10 protein-coding genes are annotated in these 12,015 nt (G+C 45.7%); 5 read left to right on the forward strand and 5 right to left on the reverse strand.

Annotation, left to right across the window (positions count from 1 at the left end; all coding sequences use genetic code 11):
- Nucleotides 1–83: 83 nt before the first annotated feature.
- The 5 genes from DVG78_RS28425 to DVG78_RS28445 all read right to left on the reverse strand — a co-directional run bounded on the left by DVG78_RS28425 (nucleotide 84) and on the right by DVG78_RS28445 (nucleotide 6,533).
- Nucleotides 84–1,286, reverse strand: coding sequence for a hypothetical protein (locus DVG78_RS28425; RefSeq protein ID WP_114464407.1), 1,203 nt, complete (start codon nucleotides 1,284–1,286; stop codon nucleotides 84–86).
- A 164-nt stretch (nucleotides 1,287–1,450) separates the two neighbouring features.
- Nucleotides 1,451–3,931, reverse strand: coding sequence for a S9 family peptidase (locus DVG78_RS28430; RefSeq protein ID WP_114464408.1), 2,481 nt, complete (start codon nucleotides 3,929–3,931; stop codon nucleotides 1,451–1,453).
- 30 nt (nucleotides 3,932–3,961) lie between these two features.
- The gene (locus tag DVG78_RS28435) at nucleotides 3,962–4,876 is read right to left on the reverse strand and encodes an HNH endonuclease family protein (protein WP_114464409.1); all 915 of its coding nucleotides are present in this window, start codon (nucleotides 4,874–4,876) and stop codon (nucleotides 3,962–3,964) included.
- Nucleotides 4,876–6,042, reverse strand: a complete 1,167-nt coding sequence (locus DVG78_RS28440; protein ID WP_114464410.1) for an AAA family ATPase — start codon at nucleotides 6,040–6,042, stop codon at nucleotides 4,876–4,878. The genes DVG78_RS28435 and DVG78_RS28440 overlap by 1 nt, the downstream gene beginning before the upstream one ends.
- Before the next feature lie 41 nt (nucleotides 6,043–6,083).
- Nucleotides 6,084–6,533 (reverse strand): DUF2721 domain-containing protein, encoded by a 450-nt coding sequence (locus DVG78_RS28445; RefSeq protein WP_114464411.1) that lies wholly within the window; start codon nucleotides 6,531–6,533, stop codon nucleotides 6,084–6,086.
- A 111-nt stretch (nucleotides 6,534–6,644) separates the two neighbouring features.
- Here DVG78_RS28445 and DVG78_RS28450 point away from each other — a divergent pair, with 111 nt between their 5' ends.
- From DVG78_RS28450 to DVG78_RS28470, 5 genes are all read left to right on the forward strand, one after another.
- Nucleotides 6,645–7,316, forward strand: coding sequence for an NUDIX hydrolase (locus tag DVG78_RS28450; protein ID WP_114464450.1), 672 nt, complete (start codon nucleotides 6,645–6,647; stop codon nucleotides 7,314–7,316).
- 93 nt (nucleotides 7,317–7,409) lie between these two features.
- The gene (locus DVG78_RS28455; protein ID WP_147277196.1) at nucleotides 7,410–7,940 is read left to right on the forward strand and encodes an SHOCT domain-containing protein; all 531 of its coding nucleotides are present in this window, start codon (nucleotides 7,410–7,412) and stop codon (nucleotides 7,938–7,940) included.
- 129 nt (nucleotides 7,941–8,069) lie between these two features.
- Complete coding sequence (locus DVG78_RS28460; protein WP_114464451.1) at nucleotides 8,070–9,551, forward strand: AfsR/SARP family transcriptional regulator; 1,482 nt, start codon at nucleotides 8,070–8,072, stop codon at nucleotides 9,549–9,551.
- Between the two features lie 88 nt (nucleotides 9,552–9,639).
- Nucleotides 9,640–10,866 carry a cytochrome P450 gene (locus DVG78_RS28465; protein WP_114464413.1) on the forward strand — a complete coding sequence of 409 codons (1,227 nt, stop codon included), beginning with the start codon at nucleotides 9,640–9,642 and terminating at the stop codon, nucleotides 10,864–10,866.
- A gap of 27 nt (nucleotides 10,867–10,893) precedes the next feature.
- Entirely contained in the window at nucleotides 10,894–11,967 is a 1,074-nt protein-coding gene (locus DVG78_RS28470) for a PEP/pyruvate-binding domain-containing protein (protein WP_114464414.1), read from the forward strand.
- Nucleotides 11,968–12,015: the final 48 nt, after the last annotated feature.

Genomic DNA, 12,015 nt, shown 5'->3' on the forward strand with positions numbered 1-12,015 from the left:
TTTTTTGAAGCAATTTAATAACTTCGTCCCTAATGATTTTTTTCATTCTTAAAGGCTGGTTTGATGCTTGGTCGCTTCAAAATTCAGCCTTTTTGTTTTACATAGCAATTATCTTCGGGTACAGTAGCACAATTCATTTTGTTATATAAAATTTCAAGCGGTTCTTTGCATTCTTTTGTTTTGTTGACTTTGTAAATGTTTGAATAAATTCCTGCTAATTGTTCTATCTTATGTTCATTGTTTGTCTTGTTTACGATTTCAAATAATAGTTTATAGTCGCCACTTTTGTAGTTAGAAACCAAAATTTCTAAATAGTCAATTGGATTTTTAACGGTTTGTATTTTGTCCATAGCAAAGTTTCTAATCTCCTTGCTTGTCAACTGTTTTAATGCGTCAATTGCGTTTTCAACTATTCTGTTATTACTTGTCCGCTTTTGTTTTGCTAAATCTAAAATTATTTGACTGTCGTATGGAAATTTGTAAAAGTCAAAAATGTCTAATAGTTTTTCGATGTTAGATTTGTTGGTTTCGTCAATCAGTTGTTTAGCTACTTGATTTATTTCTTCGTCAGTTAAATTTCTTTTTTTTCTAAATGAAATAAAAGGTTTACTGTTCAATACTTCGTCAATAATGTCTTTGTATTTTGTAGACTTGGTTCTGTGATTTCCTTGACTTGCCTTTGTTCGTTTTATGTTATCAAGATAAATATGGATGAACTTGTTCGTCTCGGCTTTCTTTTTAAGTTCTTCAGAAACCTTTATTTTTTTGTTTTCTTCTTGAAAACGTTTGATTATCCAATCGTCTTGCCAATCGTCAGGATTTTGTTCAATGTGTTTTCCAAACTTTTCGGCAACGTAAAACAATCCATTCAGTCCGTCAAGTTCTAATATTTCATAGGCACCAACCCAATCAGAACCTTCAATCGTATTGTTTAAAAATCTGTCGTAAATCGCTTGTTTTACTTCGGTGTCGTTTTGTTGAGCGTAAAGTTTTGCAAGTGCAAATAAATGTGTCAAATTCCAAGTGTCATCTTGTTCAGTTGCCAAACCTTGTAAAACAGCTTTGCGAATTTTGTCTTGATGGTTTGATATAGAAATTATGTCAAAAATATATTTAGCTCTGTCGCCTTCACTTTGTCCGTCATAAGCATAAATATTCAAAACACCCTTAATAGTGTGGTTTGAAAAGTCAATTTTTGGATTTTCTCTCACTAATAGATACGCTTCGCCTGTCCCACGTTTTAGTGAGTTTAAAAATTGTCGTTTTATGTTTGCTGTGTCGGTCATTTAAAATGGCAGGTAACATCTGTATATACGCTATTTACAGCGTATATACCTCCAAAAGGAAGGGTATACACCACCGCCTACCCTCAAATATAAAAAAACAGCCGGCTGTTTCCAACCGGCTGTCCTTAAAACGTAGTAGATTCCTACGGAATGATAAAAGTACCTTAGCGCTTCTCGCCCGACATTTGTCCCGTCTTGGTGGCGGGGGTGGTGGCGGGTGCGTTTTTCACGTATTTGTCCAACCAGCCGTTCATTTCGTACAGCATGTGCAGGAGCGATTCTTTGGCGGTGTAGCCGTGGCTTTCGTAGGGCAAAAACACCAACTTGGCCGTGGCACCCATGCCTTTGAGTGCGTTGTAATACCGCTCCGACTGAATCGGGAAGGTACCTGTGTTGTTGTCGGCTTCTCCGTGGGTCATCAGGAGCGGGGTTTTTACCTTGTCCACGTTCATAAACGGCGACATTTTATTGTACACATCTGGTGCTTGCCAGTAAGTACGCTGCTCGTTTTGGAAGCCAAACGGTGTCAAAGTACGGTTGTAAGCGCCCGAGCGCGCAATGCCCGCTCTGAATAAGTTGCTATGCGACAATAGGTTGGCCGTCATAAATGCGCCGTACGAGTGGCCGCCTACGCCTACGCGGCTGGCATCTACCACGCCAAGGCGTACGCCTTCGTCGATGGCGGCTTTGGCACTCGCCACCAACTGCTCTACGTAAGTATCGTTAGGCTCTTTGTCGCCTTCGCCCACGATGGGGATGGAGGCGTTTTCCAATACGGCGTAGCCCATGGTCACAAAGGCAGCGCCTGTCCAATAGCTGATGCGGTTAAACTGGTATGGCGAGCCGTTGACCTGTCCGGCGGCGGCGGCGTTCTTAAATTCGGCAGGATACGCCCACAGGAACGTCGGTAGCGGACCGTCTTCTTTTTTATAGCCGGGAGGCAGCAGCAACATGGCCGTCAAATCCACGCCGTCGGGGCGTTTGTAGCGCAGTTGTTGCTTCTGAATGCCTTTAAATTGCGGGTACGGATGCGGGAAAAACGTCACTTGCGTCAAAGCGGGTTCGGCCGCTTTTTTGCCCTTTTTGGGCGCAGGTTTCAGGTTACGGATAAAATAGTTCGGCTGCTCTTCCTGCGACTCGCGCGAAGTGAGAATCAAACCTTTTTCGGCGTTCAGAATGCTGATGGGGCGCTCAAAAAACGGTGCTTCTGAGCGGAACAAACGCTTGGCCTGCTTGGTGGTGAGGCTATACACATCTACAAACGGACGGTCGCCTTCGGGAGAGGCACCTTGGCCCGTGAGGTAGATTTCGTTGGCAGCCGTGATGTCAAGCACGTATTCTCCGTAGGCATTTTTCTTCAACTCGGGCGTGCCGGGGTTGTTGTAACGGTCTTCCGACGAGCGGTCAAACAATACGACAGGATTGGCAGGATTGCTTGGATTGACCAATTTGGTGATGATTTTGCGGGTGGCGTTCCAACGCTCCGAAAACAAAGCCGTTTGGTCATTGCCCCAGGTCACGCCGCCAAAACGATTGGCCGCCGCGTAGATTTCTTTGGCTTCGCCATTGAAAGGCGCGTCCAACGTGTACACCACGTCGCGAATGGCAATTTTGCGCTTGGGGTCGCCGCCGTCTTTGGCTTCTACCCAATACACCGTTGCGGGCGCGTCGTTGCGCCAGTTGTGGTTGCGTTGTCCCGATGGGGCGGCATCCTGTCCCCAAGGCACATTTTCCTGCAACGGAATGTCCGTCAGGGTTTTCACCAATGCGCCAGCGGCGTCAAAAATGTCTATTTTAGAAGGAAAACGGTTGACCGTTACCAGATAAGAAAACGGACGGTGAATGCTCTCAATCATGACATAACGACCGTCGGGCGAAGGGGCGGCGGTGGCGATGAGGCCCATATTGCCGATTTTTTGCACGCTGCCATCGAGTCCAAGCTTCATTGTTTGGGCCGTGGCGTAGTATTCAAATTGCTTTTCGTCGGCGGGGCTTTTCAATAAGTCCTGATAAGTAGCGGCTTGGGCCTTGGTGCCGAGGTTTTCCTGAACGGTCGGCCCTGAAGGTACGCGGCTGATTTCGGGAGCAGCACCACGCTCGGCGGGTATTCCTCTGACGATGAACGATTTGCTGTCGGAAAGCCACTGGTACGGCACGCCCAATACGGCGTTGAGGGCCACATCGCTTACTTTGGTGGCCACGGCGGTGGCTACATCGACTACGTACAGCTGAATTTTGGTGTCGGTCGTGTGCGTAAAAGCGATTTTGCTGTCATCCGGCGACCATTGAATCGAGGAAATTTGCGCATTGGCGGGCAAGCCCGTTACCTGAACGTCGGTGGCATTGGCCGAAACCTGACGTAATTTAAGGTTGTTGACGTACACCGCCCGGCTTGGGCCGTTGGTGGCGGGGTTGATGCGCAAACCAGCGATTCGGTACTCGGGTTGTGAAAGTTCGGCAATGGTCGTAGTGGCGGTGTTTCGTTCTGAAATCAGCATCCATTGACCTTTGCTGTCCACGCTCACCGTTGGGGTAGGCGGGGCGGTGACCAAATCGGCTAGGGGTTTGGGGGGCGTCTGGTAGCCGTCTTGCGCAAACGTAGCGTAGGCACAAAGGCACCAGATAAACAGGAGTGGTTTTCTCATTGATTTTAGTTGGTTAGAAGTGTGAAATTATTAGAAATGTGAATGGAAATAAGACTCAAAGGATAATTGTATAAATTGTTGTTGAGCTTCAGGTAATTGGTTTGTAATTAATGACTTAAATGATTGAGGGCTTTCCATGATTGTCTTCCTCAAAAGCGTAAAAGGGCGTTCATTGCTATGCTTTTCTTTTTCCAAATCTTCAAAAATTGCATAGATCAACTCTATAAATTGTGGCTTTGAAATTGTTTGCTTGGATAGTAAGCTAAAGGCCAATTTGAAATGTTTTAAAATTGGGAAGATTACAGCTTCCTGCCTTTTACGTAGCAATTCTTCTCGATTTAGATTGCAAATTCTAATTGTTTCCTCTCCTCGTTTGTTGGAGCCATCTAAGCCTGTTAGAGCAATTCCGCGTTTTTTTTCATCTATTTGAAAACTTAAATACTCTTTTGGCTCGTCAATTTCGGGATGTAATAAATAGGGTTCTTCATTGATTAATGGTGTATTGCGGGCTACGCATTTTTCTAAGTCAAGTACTTGGTCTGTATAGCAATCGGGTAACCTAACGTGTTGGTTCTTAATCGGAAATTCGAAAGATTTAGATTTATTACACCCGTGACAACTCGGTATCAAGTTAGACCATTCATAACACAACCAAAAGTAGCCACCATGCTTGGGGAAGTACATAGTACGACTCTTGGGACGGTAATGCTCAATTTCGGTAGAGGTAAAATCCTCACAATAAGCACATTTGCCGTTATATATTGCTTCGAGTGCTTCAACAACTTCTTCTTTATGTAGCGTTCCATCGTCGTTCCTGATTTTTCCCCGATAAATATCGCTGTTTATCAGGTTTTTATCGGTTTCAATGGCCTTCAAAAGGTCAGCTAATTCAGGTAAAGTCAAAGAAGCAGGCTTCTGTACTAAGTCTTTGTCTACTTTTCTCATTACTTTTTGAGCAGACTAAGCAGTTCATTTTTGTTTTCTTCCGTAAGGTATTCATCAATTTGCTTATCCAATTGATCATTCAACAGTACCTCCTGATAGGTCTGCTCACTTCGTATCATGGTATCGTCTGATTTACTTTCGGGAATCAGTTCCTGAAAGCCGAAAATTGGCGACGTCAAAATGGCATTTGGAGTCAAAACGCTGAAATCAACGTCCAGTTTTTCCACTTCAATCCCTTTTTCACGGCTTCGGGTAACGTGTAAAATCACCGTTTCGGGTGGTGCTCCCAACAACGGAATCGGGCTGTGGGTAGAAGCAATGAATTGAATTTTGGGAAACAATTCGGTCAGTTTTTGCACAAACAGTTTTTGATAATTGGGGTGTAAGTGCAATTCTAATTCGTCAATGATGACAATGCCTTCTAAATCAGAAAGTTTTGCAACGTCCTGTTTGGTTGAAAGGCGGTAAATCATGTCCCCAATCATGGCAATGATGTTGCGGTAACCCGCCGCCAACTGCGTAAAGGTTACGCCTTCATTGACGAAGTTGCCTTCATCGTCTTTTTCAAAGTATTTGACTTGAACGGTCTTATTCGACGTTTCTATTTCAATCTTGGCCAAATTGGGCATCAACGTTTGAAAAACATCCACAATTTGCTTGAACTCATCTGGGAAATAGGCTTTTGTATCTTTGAGGCGTTGTTCTACATCTAGTAAAACTGAATCGGTATTGAACAGGCTATATGAAGACGAGCTTTGCTTTTCTATATCTTCTTTGGTGGTAAGGGCAGAAATTTGAAGCCGAGAGGAACCGTAAGTGGCGAACTGCAAACTATAAATTTGAAGGTTTTTTACAGGTTCATTAGTTATTTTTGCTTTGTAATTTCCTTCCCAATATTTCAATTCCCATAAAGTATCTGAGATAAATAGGGATAGGCGAATGTAAGATACTTCTGGAATTAATTGGTTTATCAATCTATCGTAACGACCATTTAATCCTGCTGCAATTGCCTGTAAAATAGAAGTTTTGCCAAAACCATTTTCTCCAGTCAAAAAAATCCAACGGGTGTTTCTAGGAAGGTTTTCAATCAAAATATGCTTTACTCCTTTGAAGTTTTTGACTTCCAAGCTATTAAGTGAAATAGGTATCTCGTTGATAGTGCTCATTTTGATTGCTTTCAGGAGTGCAATTTACGAAAATGATAAGATTAGGGCCTTTTTTTAAGTTCTTTACTGGTTCGCCCAAAAAAGCCAAATTGCTTGCCGAGTTGTTCTTCCATGTCGCTTAGTTCGATTTTGAGGGCGTGGATAGACAACGAAATCTCCCAGATTGACAAACTCAGCGCGCCGATTTGTAACAATAACGCCACGAAAAATAATACCTGCGCCACAGATTGATACTGTAAATAGATGAAAAGCATCGAAACCGCGCTCAACAGCAGGCTCGTCACGATGATAAATTGAATATTTCGGATAATATGCACCCGCCGATGAAGGTGTTTGATTTGCTCGACGTAGTTCTCATCGGGGCTTATCCGAAATTTATCGTGCAATTCACGAATCAAACTGGCGATGGCCAAGTAGCGGTTGGTGAAGGCAATCATCATCAACGAAACAGTCGAAAATAAAATAGCGGGAGTACTGATAGCGAGTTCCATACCGAAAATGGGAGTTAATAAAGCACGATAATAACGACTTTTTGCGGATAGTGTGCCTTCTTTGTGTACTTTGCACTAAAAAAATACCCACTGTTAGCTTCTGCAATTGTTATGCTCGAAAACGTCTTTGATTCTCACAAATTTAACCTTTGGAAAGCCAATTTGTTAAAAAACGGCCTTGAAATTCACCACATTGAGGAAAAATTTACCCGCCACAATGGCCACGGCGATGCGCTTTTTTCGCTGTTGATGCTGGACGCCACCACGCCCGAGGGCGACAAAATTCCCCCCATTTGCTTCTTGAAGGGCGAGGTATTGTGCGTGTTGGTGTGTTTGATTGACGAAGAAACCCGCGAAAAATACTTGTTGCTGGTCCGTCAACGCCGTATATGCGACGGCTCGCTGACCTACGAGCACCCTGCCGGAATGCTTGACAGTGAGTCGGATGCGGTCAAAGTGGCCGCCAAAGAGGTATTTGAAGAAACGGGGATGACGGTTGAAAAAAATCAATTAATTCGCTTGTTAGATTACCCTGTCTACCCTTCTACTGGCACGAGCGACGAAACCATGTACTATTTTTATTGCGAGCTCACACTCCCCAAAGAAAAAATCATGAGCTACGATGACTTGTTTATGGGAGAAGCCTCTGAACATGAGCGCATTGTGACGGTGGTGTTGCCTTTTACCGAAGGGCATCGCCTCATCAACAATGCCAACGGTATTTTGCTCAATTTTCTCTATCTCAAAGCCGTTGGAGATTGGGATTTATTGAAAAAACTGTAGACGATGGCATGGTTATTTAGGGATAATTTGTAAATTGTTATGTCCTTTTGGGCGAGTCAACACCATTTGGCGATTAGAAACAAAAAAAGAAGCATGAAAAAGATTAAAGAAATAGCCTCAAAATACAACGTAAGCGAAGAAACCGTTTCTTCATTATTGGCAGGACTCAAGCTGTCGGGCGGTCGTCAGGTACAATTCAATATCCCCGAATTGGGCGGTATGGGCCAATGGCAGGGTGGAATGGTCATGATTGGCGATATGTTTAACAATAGCCTAAAGGCCAAAGTGGCTGAGTTGTGTGCTGAGCTTGCACCGCTCTCGCAGACGTTGGCCGAAGAAGAAAAGGCCGCCGCTCCCAAGAAAGGCAAGACCGATAAAAAAGCCGAGAAGGAATATTCGTCGCCCGCGTTTAGTGGTAGCCAAAACGGCAGTAAATACGCTTACTTCGCGGCTGAAAATGTGCTCGTTGTTGAATTGGAGCAGGACGGTAAAATCACCAAATACAGCACCAAAGGATTTCCGCTCACGGGCGTGCAGCAATCGCAGGACAACGGCGGTCGTAGCCTCAGTTTTACCTATCCCGGTGGAACCGTTACGGTAAAAGATTTGAAAAAGATCAAGTAAAAAGCGCCCTCAAGCCAGCCGCCCCGAAGGTTGGGATTTTGCCCAACTTCTCGGGGCGGTTTTTGCATAAACCAAGGTGGATTTGCTATACTTGCATTCGGTTGCTCCATGCGGCAGCCCAACGACACAATGGCAGCAAAATATCCGGGGCTTTTCTTTAGCGATTATTCCCTTCTTTGGCAACAGATCAAACGAATCATCGGGGCGCACAAACATTGGCTCTACGTGGCTGATGAACAAAGCGTGAGCAGCGTGAAAGAATTTTTCGAGGTTGAATTGGTTGATAATGAAGGAGATGTTGTTTCGTCAGGAGAGTTTTTTTTGCGGGAACAAGTCGTGCGCGCAAAACCCGTAGTGAAAGCATTACAGGCCCACATCAGCGCCATCCCCGCAGAAGTGCAAGCGGATTCGGTCTTCTTTTTTGAAATGACGTGGGCGGTCAGAACGCCCTCGGGCGATATTTATTTGCGAGAACTGCACGAAGCCTTTCAGGAACTGTTGGTTTCGTACCCCGTCACCATCGTGTGCGTCTACAACGAGTCGGTGTTGTTGGACGAACAACTGCTTTTGGGCTTGTTTTCTCATCCCGAAATTTACACCCACGAGGGACTCAAAGCGAATCCGTATTATTTGCCACCCCGCATTATTAGAAAAAATCAACTCAAACCGCGCTTCAACTACTGGCTTTCCACCATTGATACGCATCAGGTGGTGGATGAAGTACAGGTGGCGGTGGAGACAAACGACGAAAAACAGGCGTACCCTTTGGAGCGGCCTTTCCAAACCATGACCGCCCAAACCAACGAAGGGCGCTGGAAAATCAGGTGTTTGGGAGAAGTTCGGATTTACCGCGAAAACGGCCAATTGATTGACTGGAACACCAAAGCGGGTGCTACGCGCAAATTAAAAACCCTGTTTGCTTTTTTGTTGATTCGCGGCGAAAAAGGGGCTAATACGGAAGAATTGGCCGATTTGCTCTGGTCGGAAGCCGACAGCACCGAGCAGTCACTGAATCGTTTGTACCACGCCATCCGTTTTTTGCGGCTCGTACTTAACGGCCACGATGATGCCTCAAAACAGTCTTCTTTTATCGTGCATCAAGGCTCAATGTATTATTTACGATTGCCGTACGACAGTTGGATTGACCTGCCGATGTTTCAGGAGTTGTGTTTCAAAGGCAATCAGCACCTGAAAGAAGGCAATTTGGAGCAATGTAAGATTTGCTACGAGTCGGCGGAGCGGCTTTATACAGGCGACCTTTTTATGGACATTCCGCTCAAGTACGTAGAGAACAATGAAAATGATTGGTGCTGGAGCAAACGCACGTGGTACCGCGAGATGTACTACAAACTTCTATACAGTTTAGCAAAAATTCACCGGCAAATGGGGAATCTTTCGCTGGCGATAAACTACTGCGATAAAGCCCTCGGCGAAAATCCCAATCTGGAAGAAGCCCACAAGGAAAAATTGCTGGCATTGGCCGAATCAAAGCGATTTGACGCCCTGCACCGACAGTACCGAATCTATACTGAATCGCTCAAAAAATTCAATATCGGAGCACCTTCGGAGGAAATCAGACAATTATATTTGAATCTTTCTAAAAAGAATTAAAATACTACTAAAAAAACCAAAGAAAAACCAAAGGATTGTTTTCTACATTTGGGTATGTTTTGAAAGTCAACACAAAAAACAGTTCCCAATGAGCACCTGTCCCTATCACAAAATAAGCGAAGAATTCAAGCCTTTTGACCTCACAAATCCTTTTCCCTTTTACAAGAAATCGAGGGACGAGCAGCCCGTATTTTACAGCCAAGAATTAGGGTACTACGTCGTGACCCGTTACGAAGATATCAAGGCGGTGTTTAGCAATTGGAAAACCTACACCTCCGAAAATGCACAATCGCCGTTTAAACCGATTGCGCCGAAAGCCAAAAAATTAATGGAAGACCAAGGCATGATTGGTCTGTCGGGCCTGTCGGGACGCATCCCACCCGACCACACACGTATACGCCGCATCGTTAGCATGGCTTTCAACCTGAGTCGCTTCAAAAAGCTCGAACCGGGCATCAGGGCGTTGGCCATTGAGATGATCGAAAAGTTTGAAAACGAAGGCCACGCCGAAATCGTGAAGCAGTTGGCGTATGATTTGCCCGCCTTGGTGATATTTATGTTGTTGGGGGTGCCCAACGAAGATGTGCAGCAGGTAAAAAGCTGGGCTGAGAGCCGCTTGTTGATTACTTGGGGCGATTTGACGGAAGAAGAGCAGTTGGTTCACGCACAAAATATGGTGAGGTACTGGGAATATTGCCAAAACTTGGTAGCACTGCGCAAAGAAAATCCCACCGACGATTTGCCAGGAGATTTGGTGCGGTTGCAAGCCGAAGGTCACGAAATCAGCGACCGCGAGATTGCGGCGATTTGCTACAGTCAGCTGTTTGCGGGCCACGAAACCACCACTTCGTTGATGGGCAATGGCATCCGCGAATTGCTGCTCCATCCCGAAAGTTGGAAAGCCATCTGCGAGAATCCAAGCCTGATTCCCAACGCGATTGAAGAAATCCTGCGGTTTTCGCCGTCGATTGTTTCGTGGCGCCGAAAATCACTGGAAGACAGCGAAATCGGGGGCGTGACCATCCCAGCGGGTTCCAATTTATTGTTGGTGATGGGCTCCGCAAATCGCGACGAAGCCAATTTTGAAAACGGAGAAACCTTTGATATTCAACGGCCTAACGCCAAAGAGCACCTATCGTTTGGCTACGGCATCCATTTTTGTTTGGGTTCGCCCTTGGCAAAACTCGAATTTAAGATTGTGTTGGAAGAACTGACCCGCAAGATTCCGCACCTCACCATTAAAGAAAATCAAGCCTTTCAATTTGCCCTAAATACCTCATTCAGAGCGCCCGTGGCCTTGGAAGTGGAGTGGTAAAAAAGCAGTCAAAACCCTTTTCGTAAAATGAAATACACGTTGTTTTTTAAAGAAGCTTTGCCCGAAGAATATTATTTGTTGGGTGGCAAAGGGGCAAGTTTGGCCAGCATGAGTGCCGCTGATTTGCCAGTTCCCGTTGGTTTTTGCATTACTACCCACGCTTACGCTGACTTTTTGCACGGTTCGGCGCTTGCCGAGGCTATTTACGAAAAAGTAAACGGCATTGATTGCGCCAACGTGGCCGAATTGGATAAGATATCGGAAGAAGTGCGCGGCTTATTGTTGGTAAGTCCGTTGCCTTCCGAAATGGAGCAGAGCATCAAAGCTTCGTATCACCAACTTTGTACCCTTGCAGGAGCCACCAATGACCTGCCCGTGGCGGTTCGGTCGAGTGCCACCGCCGAAGACCTGCCCGATGCGAGTTTTGCGGGACAGCAGGATACGTATCTGTGGGTGGTGGGAGAGGAGGAAGTCATCGAACACGTGCGCCGCTGCTGGGCGAGTTTGTACACCTCGCGTGCCATCAACTACCGTCGCAATCAGCAAATCAAAGAAGACGAAGTGCTGATGAGTGTGGTGATTCAAAAAATGGTCAACGCCCGCACCGCTGGCGTAGCCATGACGCTCAATCCGACCAACGGCGACCGCTCCAAAATCGTCATTGACGCTTCTTGGGGGCTGGGTGAGGCGGTGGTTTCGGGAGAAGTAACGCCCGATAACTTCTTGGTAGACAAGGTGATGATGGAAATTCTTGCGTCAAATATTCAAAATAAACATATCGAACACGTCCCCGATAAAATAAACCGTCGGGTGCTGACGCGCGAGATTGTGGACGAGCGAGCCACGCAGCCCAGCTTGAGCGAGGAGGAAGTGAAAATCGTGTGTCGGATGGCAAAAATTATCGAAAAACACTACCGTTGTCCACAGGACATTGAATGGGCGATTGATGCCGATTTGCCCGCTGGTCAGAATTTTACGCTTCTTCAAAGCCGCCCTGAAACCGTCTGGTCGCAGAAAAAAGCCCCCGCCGCTTCCTCCGTCAAAACGGGAATGGAGGGCATTTTGAACACCCTTATGAACCCTTTAGCAAGTAAAAAATAAACCGCGCTGACGAATCGAGCCGTTGGAAATTCGTCCGTAACTGTTCAC

It is taken from the genome of Runella aurantiaca, from assembly GCF_003339505.1.
GTDB classification, from domain to species: domain Bacteria; phylum Bacteroidota; class Bacteroidia; order Cytophagales; family Spirosomataceae; genus Runella; species Runella aurantiaca.